This window comes from Burkholderia reimsis (assembly GCF_003294055.1).
Taxonomy (GTDB): Bacteria; Pseudomonadota; Gammaproteobacteria; order Burkholderiales; family Burkholderiaceae; genus Burkholderia; species Burkholderia cepacia.
Map to the genome: position 1 here is coordinate 123,167 of NZ_QMFZ01000006.1, position 16,742 is coordinate 139,908.

Here is a 16,742-nt window from a genome sequence, read left to right on the forward strand (position 1 = left end):
CCGGCGCGTGTCGGCGTCGCCACTTGCAGCCGGCGTCGGCCGCTCGGGCGGCCGGCTGCTCCCGGTGCTGGACGATCTTGCGCGACTGCGGTTGTCACCCGCGGAAAACGTCGACAGGAACCGGCACCGCGCTCAAACGTCCCGCGCGTGTTCGCCGCGATTCATCCCGCGCCGGTACGCGGCCGGGCTCGTCGCCGCGACGCGCCGGAAATGCCGCCGCAGCGACTCCTCCGACCCGAACCCTGCACGCGCCGCCACCTGCGCGAGCGACAGCGCGGGATGCGCTTCGAGCATGTCCTTCGCCACGTTCACGCGTTCGCGGATCAGCCATGCGAGCGGCGACATCCCCGTCGCGTCCGCGAACTGCCGCTGCAGCGTGCGCGTGCTCATCGCGGCCTGCGCGGCGAGCGACGCGAGCGTGTGCGGCTCGGCCGCGTGCGCGCGCATCCAGTCGATCAGCTTCGCGAGCCGGTCGGTGCCGCCCGGCGCGACCGGGCGCGGCACGAACTGCGCCTGGCCGCCGTCGCGATGCGGCGGCAGCACGAGGCGCTGCGCGACCCGGTTCGCGATCGCGCCGCCGTGATCGCGGCGCACGAGATGCAGCAGCATGTCGAGCCCCGCCGCCGATCCGGCCGACGTGACGACCTGCCCTTCGTCGACGTAAAGCGCATCGGGATTCACGCGCAGCGCGGGATAACGCGCCTGCAGTTTCTCCGCATAGCGCCAGTGGGTCGTCACCGTGAGGCCGTCGAGCACGCCGGCCGCGGCCAGCACGAACACGCCCGAGCAGATCGAGCAAAGCCGCGCGCCACGGCGATGCGCGGCCCGCAGCTTCTTCAGCAACGGCTCCGGCGGCGGTTCGTCCGGATCGCGCCAGCCGGGAATCACGATGGTATCGGCGCGATCGAGCGTCGCGAGCCGATACGGCGCGGCGACCGTGATGCCGCCCGCCGCGCGCACGGGCCCCGGCTCGCTCGCGCAGACCGCGAAGCGATACCAGTCGACCCCGAGCTCGGGGCGTTCGAGCGCGAACAGTTCGACCACGCAGCCGAATTCGAAGGTGCAGAGGCGATCGTAGGCGAGCGCGACGACGAGATGATTGTGCATGGCGCGATGTTACCGGAACTTGTCGATCGCGCCACTGCCGCGACGGTCGCTGAACCGCGATACTGCCGTTCATTCCACTGCGTTCCGTGCAACCTTCAGGAGAACTTGACCATGTCCTACGTCACCGACGTCCCCGCTGCCGACAGCCCCGCCGCCCTCGCGCATTTCGAGGCGTCCTTGCGCTTCGAGACCGATTGCTGGGACGTGCACGACGCGCTCGCATCGGGTGCGCCCGATTTCGTACTGCTCGACGTGCGCGGCCCCGACCAGTTCGCCGCCGGCCACGTGCCCGGCGCGCGCAACCTGCCGCGCCGCAAGATCATCGAGAGCAAGCTCGCCGGCTATCCGGCCGGCACGCTGTTCGTCGTCTACTGCGCGGGCCCGCACTGCAATGGCGCCGCGCGCGCGGCGATCCAGCTCGCACGCCTGGGCCGGCCGGTCAAGCTGATGATCGGCGGCGTGACGGGCTGGCGTGACGAAGGTTTCGCGCTGAGCAACGAAATGCAGCCGGCGGACACCGAAGCCGGCTGATCATCATTAAAACCGCAACAATCAATTGTCTGCGCGCGGCCTGCACGCGAACGGAAAAAGCGCGACAATCGGCTCCATTGCAGTTCGGATGGAGCAGCAACATGCAGAACGCAGTCCTGATTCAAGTGGCCGGTTCGGTGGCCGCGATCGCGATCTATTTTCTGCCGGCGGTCATTGCCGACCGGCGTGGCCGGCACGACAAGCTGACGGTCGCGATGTTCAACGCGCTGTTCGGGTGGACCGGCATCGGCTGGCTGATGACGCTGTACTGGGCCTGCCAGCCGAACCCGCGCACCGATGTCGCGCAGACGATCCTCGCCAAGCGTCGCGGCATCAGCATGCGGACCTTTTCAACCGGTCTCGTCGAGCGCGTGCAGCGCCGTGTCGCCGCCCAGGAGCAATGGGCGGAAAAGCAAGGCTGCCGTTAAGTCCCTCTTTCCCGATCACCCTGCCGCATCGAACTTCGGCATCCTGACGTTGGTCGACGCGCGGTAATGCCACGCCAGCCCGTCGTGCCGCGGCCCGCCGCCCGCACGCAGCCACGCCCCGAACGCCCCCGCTGTCACCGCCCGTGCGATCCGCTCGCCCGGGCAGCCATGCGGCCCCGTGCCGAAGCCGAAATTCGGCCCGGCCGCGCGGCCGGGCATCAGCCGGTGCGGATCGCGATGCACGGCCGGGTCGCGGTTCGCCGCGGCGAGCACGACGAGGATCGCGTCGCCGGCTTCGACGGTCACGCCCTCGATCGTCGTGCGCGATGCGACGAAGCGGCGCGTGTTCTGCACCGGGGAATCGAAACGCCCGACTTCGGCAACGAACGCGTCGAGCGCGGCATCGTCCGGCACGACAAGCGCGGCGCTTGCGCCCGCTTTTAAGCCCGCTTCCAAGTTCGCTTCCAAGCCCGCTTCCGCGCCCCCGTTCCACGCCGCCAGCACATTGCCGAGCCAGGCGGCAGTCGCCTCGCACGTCTGCGACAGCAGCCCGACGAGGTTCGCGACCAGCGCGCCGCTTGCCTGCCAGCCCGCCGCACGGGCCGCCTGCTGCACGGCGGCGACGAGCGTGCCGTCGTGCGCATGCGTCTGCGCGACGCGCACCGTCATCCGGTCGAGCAACTGTCGCGCGGCGGCGCTCGCGCGGGCCAGCGCGTCGGCATCGGACAGCGGCGACAGCGCCGCGACGAAGTCGACCACCTGCGCCGCGATCGCGTCGAGCTGCGTCTCGTCGAAGCCCAGCAGATCGGCGACCGCGCAGACGGGCATCGTCATGCACCACGTGTTCAGCGCGCCGGCATCGCCCGGCGGCGGCAGGCGCCGCGCGGCGAGCTGCATCGCACGGTCGCGCAGCGCAGCCGTGTCGATCGGCGCGAACGCCGCGCGCAGCGCCTGCTTCGGCACGTCGTGCCGCAACGCGCCGTCGTTCATGCGCACCAGCTCGCCGAACAGCGCGCCGGCCGTCGTGCCGCGCAACGCGGGCGGCACGGGCGCGTCCAGCGGGCGTACGCGGCAGGCCGGATGGCCGAGCACGGCCGTCACGGCGGCCGCGCGGCTCGCGACCCACAGGCCGAGCGTGGCGTCGAACGCGAGCGGCGGCCCGTCGACGAGCGCCGCATAGTAGGGATAGGGATCGCGGTGCGTAACCGCTGCGATGGGATCGGTCGGGTTCATGCAGACAGTATCGGCGGCGTGCACCGCCGCATGTTTCAGGCCGGCGTGAAATGTCGCGGCGCGGGCGCCGCGTGCCGCCGCATCGCGATGTCAGGTGATTGTCAGGCCGCCGACCGGTAGCGATACGACTGCATGCGCATGCGGACACGGCCGGCCGAAATCGCGCGCGGCTCCGGCACCACGGTGTCGTGAGGGAACATTTCCTGCCGGAATTCGCCGTGTTCGTCGAACCACTGGCAGATCAGCCAGTCACCGTCGTCGAATACGACCGGCCCGGCATAGGTCACGGTCATGCGCGGCCCGCCCGTTTTCAGCGTCACGACATCGCCGACGCGAAACCTGACGCGTTGATTTTCTCGGATCGTCATCGCTCTCTCAGCATTTTTATATATCGATATTCCCGGCAGCTCACCAGCGGTTCATTCGAACGTGCCGCAGATTATCAATCAAAAAACCTGCCGGCAACTCCCCTTTTCAAAAATGTCATGATCGGGAAAATGCAACAATGCGCGCCATCGACGCGCCCGGCGGGTGCCCGGCCGCCGACCCGGCGCGGCTTGCGCGCCGGACCCGGTCGAACGGGCGAAATGCGGAGAATAGACGATGTATTTTACGTCGTCACCGACGTTTAATTCCGACGTGAAATCGATTGATTATTGTCAATCAACTTTTCGATTGGGAACGATCCCACGATTTATTTACACTCATTCATCGAACAAAACCGGTGAATTATCCGGCGACGCAAACCAGCGGTTGATATCGCGCCCGGGAACGGCCGCTTGCGTGAACGTAAACGTGCCGTCCTGCGCCATCTCCTTCGCGGCGCGCAGGAACGCGCCGAGCGCGGCCCGCGCCAGTGCGCCGCCGACACTCACGCGCTTCACGCCGAGCGCCGCCAGTGCGTCGACGCTCAGCAATCCGCCCTGCAGCCCCATCACGACGTTCACGGGTGCGCCGACCGCCCGCGTCACCGCCGCGATGTCGTCCGCATCGGTGATGCCCGGCGCATACAGCATGTCGGCGCCCGCGTCGCGATAGGCGACGAGCCGCGCGATCGTGTCGGCGAGGTCGTGGCGGCCGTGCAGGTAGTTTTCGCAGCGCGCGGTCAGCGTGAACGGAAACGGCAGCGCACGCGCCGCGTCGACGGCCGCCGCGATGCGCTCGACCGCCGCTTCGTGCGCATAGATCGGCGCGTCGGCGCGGCCCGTCGCATCCTCGATCGATCCGCCGACCGCGCCGGCCTCGGCCGCGAGCCGGATCGTCTCGGCCACCGTGTCGGGCGCATCGCCGAAGCCGTTCTCGAGGTCGGCGCTCACGGGCAGGCCGCCCGCGGCGGCGATCTCGGCGATGTGATCGAGCATCTCGCCGCGGTCGATCGCATAGTCGGGCCGGCCTTTCGAAAAGGCATAGCCGGCGCTCGTGGTCGCGAGCGCCTCGAAGCCGGCCATCGCGAGCAGGCGCGCGGTACCGGCATCCCACGGGTTCGGGATGATGAAGGCGCCGGCGCGTGCATGCAGTGCGCGGAAGGCTTCGGCTTGGCGGGCTTGAAGATCGGAACGGGTCATCGCGGGCTCCAGGAGGATGTTGACGGCCGAGCTTACGCCGATCGTGCACGCGACGTTTCAGCGTTCACCGAAATGTCGTCGCGCGACAGGGAAAAACCGATGCGCCGACTGCGCGCCGGTAGCCGGTAGCCGGTAGCCGGTAGCCGGTAGCCGGTAGCCGTAAGCCGTAAGCCGTAAGCCGTAAGCCGTAAGCCGTAAGCCGGTTGCCGGTTGCCGGTTGCCGGTTGCCGGTAACCATAAGCTGGTAACAAGCAACCGGCAACGAGCGGGGCCGACACCGCCGCCCGCCCGTTGCCAGCCGATAGCCACTTACCTTGCCGCCGGTGGCCCGCCGTCGATGCCGAGCAACACGTCGGTGACGGCTTCGGAGAAACGCATCGCGCGACCGTCGATCAGTACGCCGTCCGGATTCGACGGGTCCCGCGCGGCCTGCGGCACACCGTGCGCGAGCAGCACCCGCGCGCAAGCCTCCCAGTCGGCGGCGCCGACATGCTCCGGTTCGTTGACGGATGCCCAGGACAATGTGCCGAGCGCATCGCTGTCGAACCCGTGCCTGTCACGCCAGCTCGCGCCGTGCTCGAGGAGGAACGCCAGCAAGCCCGCATCGCCGCGAAACACCGCGTGATTCAGCGCGCTCGCGTCCCAGTCGCCGCCCCGCGCCGCGATCGGCCAGCCCAGTTCGACCATGACCTTCACCGCGTCGCCCGAGCCCCACGCGGCGGCATCCGGCAGCAGCCGCAGCCGCTCGCCGGGCAGCGCGCCCGGCAGTTCGGGATGCCGTGCCTGGATGCGTCGCGCATCGTCGGCGTCGGCGCGCGCGCAGGCCGCCACGAACGCGTCCTCGGCGTCGAGCGTCTCTTCCGCGCCCGCCGCGCGCAACAACGCGGCGACCTCGGACAGCCCGGTCTGCATCGCCAGCCGGTACGCACTAACGCCCGCCGGGGTCCGCGCGCGGGGATCGGCGCCGGCCGCCAGCAGCGCGGCGACGTGGCGCGCCGAGCAGCGCACGCCGATCGCCCGCAACAACGGTGCGCCCCAGGTCTGCGCCAGCCCCTCGCCGGGCGGCTCGTTCGGGTCGCCGCCATGCGCGAGCAGCAGTTCGAGCGCGTCCGCCTCGCGCATGTCGAATGCGCGACGCAACGCATTCGTCCCGCCCACCCGCGCGCCGTGTTCGAGCAGCAGGCGCGTACAGGCCGGATTTTCGACCGAGTGATAGAGCGATTCGCCGTCGTTCGGGTCGGCGCCGGCTTCCAGCAGCATCGCGGTCAGAACCGGATCGCGATTGACGCCCGCGGCACCGTACAGCGCCGACAGCGGCCCCGCTTCGTCGGGCGCCGCGAGCGACGCCGGCGGAAACCGGTTGCCGATCCGCTGGTTCGGATCGGCGCCGGCATCGAGCAGATGACGCGCGCAGGCGCGCAGCCGGACGGCGAACCCGGGAATCTGCCCGAGCCGCGAATGCGTGACGGCAACCAGCGGCGGCAGCTTCAGCACGCCGCCGGCGCGCGCGATCCACCCGGGATCGGCGGCCAGCGCCGCCTTCACGGCATCGAGGTCGCCGGCCGCGCATGCGACGGTCGGATCGCTCGCCACGAGATCGGGCCGGTCGAGCAGCAGTTGCGCGGCGACACGCGGCCGGGCCGCGTCGAAACCGCCCGTCACGTCGCCGCCGTACGCCAGGTCGAGCCAGCGCCGGATCAACGCCGACCGCTGTTGCCCGGCAAGCGCGTGCGTTTCGACGAACGCGCCGAGATCGGCCCATGACGCGAAACCGTACTCGCGCGCAATGCACGACTGCGCATCGTGCAGCCGGAGCCCGAGCGCGAGCGCTTCGTCGTGCGTGCGGTTGGCGGCGGCGGGGAGAAAGCGGACAAAACGCGCGACGGCGTCGGCGTCACCCTGCCGGTACAGGCGCAACAATGCCTTGGCCTGCTTTTTCAGATGCTCGGGATTGGCCCCGGGAGGCAGCTTTTTCATGCGAATCCTCGTGCAGTCATGGCCGAAGGTCCGCAATACCGCCAGCACAAAGGACAGGAGGAAGACAGGATTTGCTGCGACAGGTGGGTTGAACCCTTTCCGCGGACCCGGAAGCGACCTGCATCGCTGGCCGCTATCCTAGGCGACCGCCGGCGACCTCGTCAACCGGGCCGCTCCATGCGGCGATGCTCAGCCTGCAAGCTGCTTCGTCAGGAAAATGCGCGTGTGCCCGGCCGGATAATCCGGCAGCTCGCCGAAGCGGACATAACCGCGTTTCTCGTAGAACGGCCGCGCCTGGAAGTCGAACGTATCGAGCCACGCGCCGTGGCATCCGCGCGCGACGGCTTCCGCCTCGGCCAGATCCATGATGCGCGTGCCCGCACCCTGGCCGCGCGCGGCTTCGGGCACCACGAGCAGGTCGACATGCAGCCAGCCGTAGGCCGTGCTGCCCCACAAGCCGCCGACCACCGCGCCTTCGGCGTCGGTCACGACCACGGCCAGCGCACGGAAGTCGTTCGGGCCCGCCTGGCTTTCGTTGAATCGGACGAGCGGCGCGACGATCTGCTTGCGAACGTTCACGTCGCCCGCGTCGGTCACCTCGTATGTGAACGTCATCGGTCGAGCCTGGTTGAATCGGAAATGAGGAAGGTTGAACCCGCACGCACCGCGTCAGACCACGTAAGCGCCCTTCGCATGCAGCTCCGCTTCCGTGCGCTCGAGCGCGGCGATCGCATCGCTGCCTTCGAGCGCCAGCAACTGCGCGACCAGCGCTTCGGCCATCGCGTGCGCGGCCACCAGCGACGGGAAGAACGACGGGCTGTCGTGCGTGAAGATCAGTTGTGCGTCCGCGTGCAGCGCGATCGGCGACACCGCGCTGTCGGTGATCGCGACGATCCGGCTGCCCTGCGCCTTCGCGGCCTGCGCGACGCGCGTCGCTTCCGCCGAATACGGCGCGAAGCTGACGATGACGGTCACGCTCTGCTTCGCAATCGTCCGCAGCTCCATTTCGAGCGACCCGGCGACGCCGTTGAGCAGCGACACGGTCGGGCGGAACAGCCGGTAGCCGTACACGAAGCCGAACGCAACCGGGTAGCACGAGCGAAACCCCGCGACATGCACGTGCGACGCCTTGCGGATCAGTTTCGCGGCTTCGGCGAGCGCGTGCTCGTTCTGCGCGGCGGTGGCCGACAGGTTGTGTTGTTGCGCGGCGAGCAGGTCGTGCGCGAGCGACGCCTTCGCATCGGGCCGCACGAGCGAGCGCGCCCGCTGCGTGAGCGGCTCGGGGCGCGTGCGCACGCGCGCGACGCACAGGTCGCGCAGCTCGTTCCAGCCGGGGAAGCCGAATTGCTGCGCGAGCCGCACGAGCGACGCGGGCTGCACCTGCGCGCGCTGTGCGACCTTGCGCATCGACGACGTGGCGACTTCGTCGGGATGATCGAGCAGGAAGGCCGCGCCCGCCTGGAATTGCGGGCTCAGCTCGGAAAATTGCGCCCGGATCCGGGACGCGAGTTCGTCGAAATTGGCGGCCATCTTGGTGTGAACGGGAACCGGTCGACCATGGTATCACCGGCCCCGTATGCACCGGTGCACCGGTCAGCGCAGCACTTCGACGTGATCGGCGTCGACCTTCACGCTGCCCGACCATTTGCGCTCGAATTCGCCGGTCACCTTCACTTCGTTCCGGTCGCTGACGGGCTGGCCGGCCGCCCACAGCTTGTGGTCGATCTCGACGCGGATCGTGCCCGTCGCATCGGCGAATTCGTAATCCTCGCCGCCGACATGCTTGACGATGCGCCCCTGCAACTGCACGTGCTGGTCGTCCTTGCCGTTCGCGAGCAGCTCCTTCACGGTCGTCGTGGTCAGCGTGGACGGCCCGGTATATTCCGCGTAAACGGCGGCGGGCAGCACGGCGAGCGCAACCGCCAGGATTCTCGTCAGGTGTTTCATGATCTCGGTCCTCTTCTTCGATGTGACGCCGCGCTCCGTTGAACGCGACGGCCCCAGATTACGGACCGTAAGATTAAGCAAACCTGAAGGTCGCGCCGCAGCGGCACGGTGCCGCACCGGGCACGCGCGAAAGCCGGCCGCGCGCCCGTGTTTAAGCTCCCGCTAAGGCACGCGCGCTTATCATGGGAACCCCGGGCGCCATGGCGCCCCGTTGAAGAGACACGAATCCATGCGCGTACTGCTCGTCGAGGACGATCCGCTGATCGGCAGCGGGCTCGAACAGGGCCTCAAACAGGAAGGCTTCGCGGTCGACTGGGTGAAGGACGGCGACGCCGCGTCGCTCGCGTTGCGCGCGACCGGCTACGGCCTGCTGCTGCTCGATCTCGGGCTGCCGAACCGCGACGGCCTGTCGGTGCTCGCCGCGCTGCGCCGCCGCGACGAAAACCTGCCCGCGATCATCATCACCGCGCGCGACGGCGTGCCCGACCGCATCGCGGGCCTCGACAGCGGCGCGGACGACTATCTCGTCAAGCCGTTCGAACTCGACGAACTGCTCGCCCGCATCCGCGCGGTCAACCGCCGCCACGCGGGCCGCGCGCAGACGACCCTCGCGATCGGCCCGCTGCGGCTCGACCCCGTCAAGCACCTCGTCTGGCTCGGCGACGACGAAGTCACGCTGTCGCCGAAGGAGTTCGTGCTGCTGCACGAGCTGATGCGCGACCCGGGCGCGGTGATTTCGCGCGAGCAGTTCGAGGAGCGGCTGTACAGCTGGGGCGAGGAAATCGAGAGCAACGCCGTGCAGGTGCACATCCACAACCTGCGCAAGAAGCTCGGCCACGACATGATCCGCACGGTGCGCGGCGTCGGCTACCGGATCGGTGACGGCGCATGACGCGCATGCAACACGCGATCGCGCGCTGGCGCAACGCGTCGCTGCGGCGGCGCCTGCTGATGTGGCTGCTCCCGGCCGCGTGCGTGATCGGCCTCGTCGCGAGCGCCGGCACCTACTGGGGCGCGCTGCGCGAGCTCGACGACCTGCTCGACGACCAGATGCGCAGCATGTCGAAGCAGATCGTCGTCGGCCCGAACGGCGAGCTGTCGTTCAGCAACCGCGCCAGCGGCAAGCACGGTTTCGAGGCGAGCGATCCCGACGCCGTGCTGCTGCAGGTCTGGCGCAACGGCAAGCTCGTGTATTCGACCGACCGCGATTCGACCCTGCCGCCGCCCGAGCAGAAAGGCATCGCGAGCGTCGACGTCGGCGGCCAGCCGTGGCGCACCTACGTGACCGAACGCGGCGGCACGACGATCCGGCTCGCGCAGGCACGCCATGCGCGCTGGGAAGCGATCGCGGGTATCGCCGTGCACCTGCTGTGGCCCGTGTTCTCGATGCTGCCGCTGCTCGCGATCGGCCTGTGGTTCGGCATCGGCGCGGGGTTGCGGCCGCTGCGCACGATCGCATCCGGCCTCAAACGCAGGAATGCGAACAATCTCGAGCCGGTCGACGTCGGCGCGATGCCGAACGAAGTCCGTCCGCTCGCCGAAGCGATCAACGACCTGCTCGCGCGCCTGGACCGTTCGTTCACGCTGCAACGGCACTTCATCGCCGATGCCGCGCACGAATTGCGCACGCCGATCATGGGCTTGTCGATCCAGTCGCAGCTGCTGCGGCGCGCGTCGACCGCCGAGGAACGCGAGCACATCCTCGCGCAGATCCATGCCGGCACGACGCGGCTCGGCCACCTCGCCGAACAGCTGCTGACGCTCGCGCGCCTCGAACCCGATGCGCAGGCGGCCGCCTCCGCGTCGGCGCCCGTCGATCTCGCCGCGCTGTGCCGGTCGGTGGTATCGGACCGCACGCGCGTCGCCGACGCGCACCGGATCGATCTCGGCGCGATCGTATCGACGCCCGTGATGACGTCGGGCAATGCCGACACGCTGCGCGTGCTGCTGAACAACCTCGTCGACAACGCGATCCGTTATGCGGGCGACGGCGCGCGTGTCGACGTGTCCGCGCGGCTCGACGGCACGACGCCCGTGCTCGAAGTCGCCGACGACGGCCCCGGTATCCCGGAAGCCGAACGCACCGACGTGTGGGAGCGTTTCTATCGCGGCGAAGGCGCGCAGGCCGTCACGTCGTCGGGCAGCGGGCTCGGGCTGTCGATCGTCAAGCGGATCGCCGAACAGCATCGCGCGACGGTCGCACTCGGCACGACACGCGGCGGGCGCGGGTTGACCGTCACGGTGCGCTTTCCGCTACCGGCCTGACGCCGCGCGACACACGACACGCAGCTTTTCCACAGATTGTGTTGGCAAGCTTGTGGACAACCTTTCATTAACGGCACCAAGCCATTGATCGGAAAGGGTTTGTCAGGGCTGCGTCGGAAATGCGCCGCCCGGGTCACTCATGCTCCCCGCTCAGTTGTCGAAGACGATCCGCTCGATCCGCAGGCCGGTCGAGGTTTCGAGAATGCTGGCGTATTTCTTCACGACGCAAAACAGGCGGCCCTTGGGATAGTCGTCCGGCCTTTGCCGGGTGCGATCCTCGGTGTGGACGACCACGGTACCGTCGAACGGATGCGCGCCGACGTGTTCACCCATGAAATAGAGCTGACCGTTCAGTTGGTAATAGCCGTGCCCGAGGTACCAGAACGAATCGCTCCCCGTGGCGATCCGGTCAGCGCCCAGATAGATCCCGTCCCCCTTCCGGACGATCGCGTAGAACAGCAAGCCGATTTTCGGCTCGATGATCGTGTAGTGATTGGCGCGGATGTCGTCGACTACCTTGTCGCGTAGTGCGTCGCCCATGTATTCGGCCGTGCCGAAATACGCGGTCTCGTATCGGGCCGGCAGGCACGCGTGTGCAGGCGTTCCGCATGCGATCGCCAGCAGCGGCACGGCGACCGTTTTCCGGATGGTTCTCACTGATTCTCTCCAGGTTCTTTGTTGTTGGCCCGCCATCCGTCGCGGCAAATGTTACCGGTGCCGGATCGCGTTGCCAGTTTACCGGCCTGACTACGCTCAGTGACGCTCATTCGCCAATTTGACAACCAGTTGTCCATTACGTAAAGTAGTTGTCAATTCATCACGCGTATCGAACATGACGAAATCCGCGAAGTTGACCACCGTCGCGCTGTCCGTATTCCGGTTGAACGGCCTGCTGATCGAATGGGGCAACACCTTTGCCGGCCCGCACGGGCTGACCAGTGCGCGCTGGCAGGTGCTGGGTGCCATCGCGATGGCACCGGTTGCCCCGAACATCCCGCAGATCGCCGAAGCAATGGGCATCACGCGGCAGGCCGTGCTGAAACAGGTCAACGTGCTGACCGACGAAGGGCTCGTCCAGTCGCTACCCAATCCGGCGCACAAGCGCTCGCCTCTGTATGCGCTGACGCCGCGTGGTGATGCGGCCTATCAGGCCGTGGTCGGGGAGTGGCAACAGCATGTCCGCGACATCGCCGGCGACTTCAGTTCGGCTGACCTGGACGCAGCGATCCGCGTGCTGTCAGCGATGTCTAGCGCACATGGCGCCGATGCACCGACGTGAGCGCTCAATCGCGCCCGCCCCCCTCACCCGAAGGAGTTCCCATGCCTCAATTCAAGCCGATGGATCCGGCCTTTCCGATCCAGCAACAGATCGGCATCGACGCCGAGCCGGTCGTTCTCGTCAACCTGTTCACGTTGGCCCCCGCCGACGAAGCGGACTTTCTCTCCGTGTGGAAGGACGATGCCGAATTCATGAAGCAGCAACCGGGATTCATCTCGACCCAGCTTCATCGCGCGCTCGGCAACAGTCCGACTTACCTGAACTACGCGATCTGGGAATCGACCGAAGCATTTCGCGCGGCCTTCACGCACCCCGGGTTCGTGGCCAAGCTGTCGGCCTATCCATCGTCCGCCGTCGCGAGCCCGCACCTGTTCCAGAAAGTCGGCGTGGCCGGCATCTGCACTGCGTGAGTGCCCGCACGCATCGCGGCAACACGTGGCATCCGCGGGTGTCCTGCGCGTCGCGCACGCACCCCGACTTCTCCACAGAAAATGTTGGCAAGCTTGTGGATATCCTGCGCACCGCAACGCTAAACCCTTGATCCGATGGACTTTGGCACGCGTGATGCAGACGAGGCCCCGGTGACGGCCGCCGCGTCCACCGCTTCGCCGCACTTCGCATCACGACGCCACGACGAGGCACGCCGCAGCCGGCGCACACGTGCCGGCCATGCGCTGCGCGACTTACCCACAGATTTTGTTGGCAAGCTTGTGGATATCCTGCGCACGCGTGCGCTAACCCGTTGATCGGCTTACGGTTCATGCGCCGCGTCACGGTTGCGGCAGCGTGCGGCCCGGACATGCGCGAATGCGGACGATCCCGCGCGACAGACGCGCCGCCGCCGTGCAGCGCCCTCGCCTTGACGCTCGCGCCTGCCGCGCGTCAAGATCACGCGAGCCGCACGCGGCCGTGCATCGCCGGCTTCGCGCGACGGCTCAACGGGCCGGACGTTCCGCCCGACACATCACTCCGAGGAAGGCCATGGAACACTTCACCGCGTGGCAGCTGGTCGTCTCACTCGTGCTCGTCGCCGTCGTCGTTTATCCGTACGTCCGCATCGTCCGGCGCACCGGGCATTCGGGCTGGTGGATCCTGACGATGTTCGTCCCGGTCCTGAACTTCGTCATGTTGTGGGTGTTCGCGTTCGTGCGCTGGCCCACGGTCGACGATCGGCAGCCCTGATCGTCGCCAGCGCGGCTGCCGGGCTTGTCCACAATTTTTGTTGGCAAGCATGTGGATAGCCTGCGCATACCGCGATCAAGCGCTTGATCCGAAAGACTTTGTCCGCGCCGCCTCAAATGCGGCACGCGGCAGGCAAAGTGCCGCTCGCACGTCGTCGCGCCACGTGACGGGCTGCCTTCCGCGCGGGCGAACCGGCTTGTCCACAGATTGTGTTGGCAAGCGTGTGGATAGCCTGCGCATACCGCGACCAAGCGCTTGATCCGAAAGGCTTTGTCCGCGCCGCCTCAAATGTGGCACGCCGGCCCGCGCCACGCCGGGCGCGGCCGCGCGCGGGCTTGTCCACAATTTTTGTTGGCAAGCATGTGGATATCCTGAGCATGCGTGACCTAAGTCGTTGATCGCACAACGTTTGATCGCGCGGGTCACGGCTGCGGCACGGCCCGCCTGCGCATCGCATCACACACGCGCACCGACCGCCCGCGTCAACCGAAGGCCTGAACCACGATGCGCGCGACCGACGCGATCACGTCGTCCTTCGCGCGCGCATCGGCACGCGCCTGCGTGTAGTACACGGCCACCGCGATCGGCGCACGCGACGGCGACCACACGACACCCGCGTCGTTGGTCGTCCCGTAGTCGCCGGTGCCCGTCTTGTCGCCGACCGTCCACCCGGCCGGCACGCCCGCGCGGAGCCGCTTGTCGCCCACCTTGTTGCCACGCATCCACGCAACGAGCTGCGCACGCTGCGCGGCCGGCAGCGCATCGCCGACCATCAGCACGCGCATGCTCGCGGCCATCGCGGCCGGCGTCGTCGTGTCGCGCAGGTCGCCCGGCAGCGCGGTATTCAGTTCGGTCTCCCATCGATCGAGCCTGAACGTGTCGTCGCCGATCGAGCGCGCGTAGGCCGTCACCGCCGACGGGCCGCCGAGCAGCTTCATCAGCAGGTTCGCGGCCGAGTTGTCGCTGTACTGGATCGCAGCCTCGCACAGCGCGGCGACCGTCATGCCCTCGCCGACATGCTTCTCCGACACCGGCGAATAGTTGACGAGATCGGCCCGGGTATACGTCACGCGCTGTTGCAGCAACGCCGGACGCTCGACGCTCTGCGCCAGCACCGCCGCACTCAGCATCGCCTTGAACGTGCTGCAGAACGGGAAGCGTTCGTCCGCGCGATGCGCGATGACGCGGCCGCTCGCCGCGTCGATCGCGCACACGCCGAGGCGGCCGCCCACGCTGCTTTCAAGCTCGGCCAGCATCTGCCCGGCGGCGGCAGGCGCCACGGCCGCCGCAGCGGCCGCGGCGGCGGCGCTTGCCTCGTCGGGCGCGGCGGCCTGCCGCGACGCGCACGCGGTGACGGTGAGAACGAGCGGCGCCGTCGCGGCGGCCAGCAACAGGGTTCGACGTTTCGATGAGTAGGTCATGTCGGTTGTCTCGTGATGGAATGGAGGCGAATCGATAGTGAAAACGGCCGGCCGCCGAGACAGCACTATCGTGACTTTACGGTTGCCTGACAAGCAACGATAATTGAGCGCTGACAAAAGAAAATCTTATGACCAAGCTCCGCCCTCATCTTCCGCTCAATGCCCTGCGCGCGTTCGAATCGTCGGCGCGCCACCTGAACTTCACGCGCGCCGGCCTCGAGCTGAGCGTGACCCAGGCCGCGGTCAGCCAGCAGGTGCGCTCGCTCGAGGAGCGGCTCGGCTGCACGCTGTTCACGCGGCTGCCGCGCGGCCTCGGGCTCACCGACGAGGGGCGCGCGCTGCTGCCCGTGCTGAGCGACGCGTTCAGCCGCATCGAGACGGTGCTCAAGCAGTTCGACGGCGGGCGCTTCCACGAGGTGCTGTCGCTCGGCGTCGTCGGCACCTTTGCCATAGGCTGGCTAATGCCACGGTTGAAGCAGTTCGGCGATACGCATCCGTTCGTCGAGCTGCGGCTGCGGACCAACAACAACGTCGTCGATCTCGCCGCCGAGGGCCTCGACTTCGCGATCCGCTTCGGGGAAGGCAGCTGGCCGGCGACGCGCAACGAGCACCTGCTCGACGCGCCGCTCACCGCGCTGTGCGCGCCGGACATCGCGCGACGCCTCGCGCAACCGGCCGATCTCGCGAACGAAACGCTGCTGCGCTCGTACCGCACCGACGAATGGCTCGGCTGGTTCGACGCCGCGCAGCTCGCGCCATGGGCGGTCAACGGGCCCGTGTTCGATTCGTCGCGGCTGATGGTCGAGGCCGCGATGCAGGGCGCGGGCGTCGCGCTCGCGCCGGCATGCATGTTCGTACGCGAACTTCAGCTCGGCCTGCTCGCACGGCCGTTCGACATCGACGTGCGCGCCGGCGGCTACTGGCTCACCTCGCTGAAGTCGAAGCCGCTCACGCCGGCAATGACGCTCTTTCGCGACTGGATCGTGGCCGAAGCAGCCGCCGCGGCGCAGGCCGAATGACACGGCCCCGCTTGTCCACGGAAAGTGTTGGCAAGGATGTGGATATCCTGGGTACCCGGGGCCTAAGCCGTTGATCGCGCACGAATTAGCGTGCGGACGCAGACATCGGGCAGCCCGTGTGCACCGGACTTCTCGAGCGGGCCCCTCGGCGGCCCGATCCTCAACTGTCGCGACGCAATCGATTGCGAGTTATCCACAGAATATGTTGGCAAGCCTGTGGATATCCCGCCGATGCGGCGCGTAACACGCTGATACAAAAGGGGATTCGATACCAGGACCTTGCGCGGTCAACCGTGTGGCACCGCACACGCTTTCGCGCGGCACGCGCCGCATCTCCGGCCCGGGGCCGGACGGTTCTCCACAGATTGTGTTGGCAAGCTTGTGGATATCCTGCGCATCGGCCACCTAACTCATTGAGCGCACGGGGTTTTGTGCTTCGTCTGCGGAATCGGGCAGCGCCGGCGCAACCCTTTCGGCCAACGCCGGCGCCAGCCGCGCATCAATGCCGGTCAAGCCCGCCGCGCAGTTCGCTCGCCTTGTCGCGCAGCGCCTCGTAACCCGAGCGCGCGTGTTCGGGCAGGTCGGGATCGCCGATCAGCGCGCCGAGCGTTTCGATCAGGCTGAACAGAATGCCTTTCGCCGCGCCGACCGCGATGCTCTGCGATTCGATCGACTTGTGCAGGTGGTCGACCGCCGCTTCCAGATTCTCGAGCTTGTGCTCGCCGTCGTCGGGCCGGTTGTCGGTCGTCATCGTTTACCTCCGCCATCGTTCAAGGGTCATGTCACGA

General features: G+C 68.0%; 19 protein-coding genes. 8 read left to right on the forward strand and 11 right to left on the reverse strand.

The window, feature by feature from the left end:
• Window positions 1–132 precede the first annotated feature (132 nt).
• Entirely contained in the window at window positions 133–1,107 is a 975-nt protein-coding gene (ftrA, locus tag DPV79_RS09940; protein ID WP_111939356.1) for a transcriptional regulator FtrA, read from the reverse strand.
• 111 nt (window positions 1,108–1,218) lie between these two features.
• Between ftrA and DPV79_RS09945 the strand changes: the two genes are divergently transcribed.
• Window positions 1,219–1,638, forward strand: coding sequence for a rhodanese-like domain-containing protein (locus DPV79_RS09945; protein WP_021163779.1), 420 nt, complete (start codon window positions 1,219–1,221; stop codon window positions 1,636–1,638).
• 101 nt (window positions 1,639–1,739) lie between these two features.
• Window positions 1,740–2,066 (forward strand): superinfection immunity protein, encoded by a 327-nt coding sequence (locus DPV79_RS09950; protein WP_011354384.1) that lies wholly within the window; start codon window positions 1,740–1,742, stop codon window positions 2,064–2,066.
• 15 nt (window positions 2,067–2,081) lie between these two features.
• On the opposite strand, the gene DPV79_RS09955 is transcribed toward DPV79_RS09950, so the two are convergent.
• The 7 genes from DPV79_RS09955 to DPV79_RS09990 form a co-directional block, all read right to left on the reverse strand.
• Window positions 2,082–3,299, reverse strand: a complete 1,218-nt coding sequence (locus DPV79_RS09955) for a cytochrome P450 (protein ID WP_113045378.1) — start codon at window positions 3,297–3,299, stop codon at window positions 2,082–2,084.
• Window positions 3,300–3,400: 101 nt separating this feature from the next.
• Complete coding sequence (locus DPV79_RS09960) at window positions 3,401–3,667, reverse strand: YodC family protein (protein WP_048023317.1); 267 nt, start codon at window positions 3,665–3,667, stop codon at window positions 3,401–3,403.
• 336 nt (window positions 3,668–4,003) lie between these two features.
• A complete protein-coding gene (locus tag DPV79_RS09965) occupies window positions 4,004–4,864 on the reverse strand; it encodes an isocitrate lyase/PEP mutase family protein (protein WP_113045317.1) in 861 nt (286 codons plus the stop codon).
• A 309-nt stretch (window positions 4,865–5,173) separates the two neighbouring features.
• A complete protein-coding gene (locus DPV79_RS09975) occupies window positions 5,174–6,841 on the reverse strand; it encodes an ankyrin repeat domain-containing protein (RefSeq protein ID WP_113045318.1) in 1,668 nt (555 codons plus the stop codon).
• Between the two features lie 189 nt (window positions 6,842–7,030).
• Entirely contained in the window at window positions 7,031–7,456 is a 426-nt protein-coding gene (locus tag DPV79_RS09980; RefSeq protein WP_113045319.1) for a GNAT family N-acetyltransferase, read from the reverse strand.
• 54 nt (window positions 7,457–7,510) lie between these two features.
• Window positions 7,511–8,371 carry a MurR/RpiR family transcriptional regulator gene (locus DPV79_RS09985; protein WP_021159885.1) on the reverse strand — a complete coding sequence of 287 codons (861 nt, stop codon included), beginning with the start codon at window positions 8,369–8,371 and terminating at the stop codon, window positions 7,511–7,513.
• Window positions 8,372–8,434: 63 nt separating this feature from the next.
• Window positions 8,435–8,788: a YgiW/YdeI family stress tolerance OB fold protein gene (locus DPV79_RS09990; RefSeq protein WP_021159886.1), complete on the reverse strand. Its 354-nt coding sequence runs from the start codon at window positions 8,786–8,788 to the stop codon at window positions 8,435–8,437.
• Between the two features lie 229 nt (window positions 8,789–9,017).
• Between DPV79_RS09990 and DPV79_RS09995 the strand changes: the two genes are divergently transcribed.
• Together DPV79_RS09995 and DPV79_RS10000 are read left to right on the forward strand one after the other, a co-directional pair.
• Complete coding sequence (locus DPV79_RS09995; protein WP_021159887.1) at window positions 9,018–9,680, forward strand: response regulator; 663 nt, start codon at window positions 9,018–9,020, stop codon at window positions 9,678–9,680.
• The gene (locus DPV79_RS10000) at window positions 9,677–11,053 is read left to right on the forward strand and encodes an ATP-binding protein (RefSeq protein ID WP_059857549.1); all 1,377 of its coding nucleotides are present in this window, start codon (window positions 9,677–9,679) and stop codon (window positions 11,051–11,053) included. Before DPV79_RS09995 ends, DPV79_RS10000 begins: the two co-directional genes overlap by 4 nt.
• Window positions 11,054–11,203: 150 nt before the next feature.
• On the opposite strand, the gene DPV79_RS10005 is transcribed toward DPV79_RS10000, so the two are convergent.
• Window positions 11,204–11,710 (reverse strand): hypothetical protein, encoded by a 507-nt coding sequence (locus DPV79_RS10005; RefSeq protein ID WP_133295631.1) that lies wholly within the window; start codon window positions 11,708–11,710, stop codon window positions 11,204–11,206.
• A gap of 175 nt (window positions 11,711–11,885) precedes the next feature.
• Between DPV79_RS10005 and DPV79_RS10010 the strand changes: the two genes are divergently transcribed.
• From DPV79_RS10010 to DPV79_RS10020, 3 genes are all read left to right on the forward strand, one after another.
• Complete coding sequence (locus DPV79_RS10010; RefSeq protein ID WP_059488328.1) at window positions 11,886–12,332, forward strand: MarR family winged helix-turn-helix transcriptional regulator; 447 nt, start codon at window positions 11,886–11,888, stop codon at window positions 12,330–12,332.
• A 41-nt stretch (window positions 12,333–12,373) separates the two neighbouring features.
• Entirely contained in the window at window positions 12,374–12,742 is a 369-nt protein-coding gene (locus tag DPV79_RS10015) for an antibiotic biosynthesis monooxygenase family protein (protein WP_113045320.1), read from the forward strand.
• A 571-nt stretch (window positions 12,743–13,313) separates the two neighbouring features.
• Window positions 13,314–13,514 carry a DUF805 domain-containing protein gene (locus DPV79_RS10020; RefSeq protein WP_021159889.1) on the forward strand — a complete coding sequence of 67 codons (201 nt, stop codon included), beginning with the start codon at window positions 13,314–13,316 and terminating at the stop codon, window positions 13,512–13,514.
• A 482-nt stretch (window positions 13,515–13,996) separates the two neighbouring features.
• On the opposite strand, the gene blaPEN-bcc is transcribed toward DPV79_RS10020, so the two are convergent.
• Complete coding sequence (gene blaPEN-bcc, locus DPV79_RS10025; protein ID WP_059619347.1) at window positions 13,997–14,935, reverse strand: PEN family class A beta-lactamase, Bcc-type; 939 nt, start codon at window positions 14,933–14,935, stop codon at window positions 13,997–13,999.
• Between the two features lie 128 nt (window positions 14,936–15,063).
• Here blaPEN-bcc and penR point away from each other — a divergent pair, with 128 nt between their 5' ends.
• Window positions 15,064–15,954 (forward strand): beta-lactamase transcriptional regulator PenR, encoded by an 891-nt coding sequence (penR, locus tag DPV79_RS10030; RefSeq protein WP_059488332.1) that lies wholly within the window; start codon window positions 15,064–15,066, stop codon window positions 15,952–15,954.
• A gap of 499 nt (window positions 15,955–16,453) precedes the next feature.
• Here the strand turns inward: penR and DPV79_RS10035 are convergent, their stop codons facing one another.
• Entirely contained in the window at window positions 16,454–16,705 is a 252-nt protein-coding gene (locus tag DPV79_RS10035) for a hypothetical protein (RefSeq protein WP_006482135.1), read from the reverse strand.
• Window positions 16,706–16,742 lie beyond the last annotated feature (37 nt).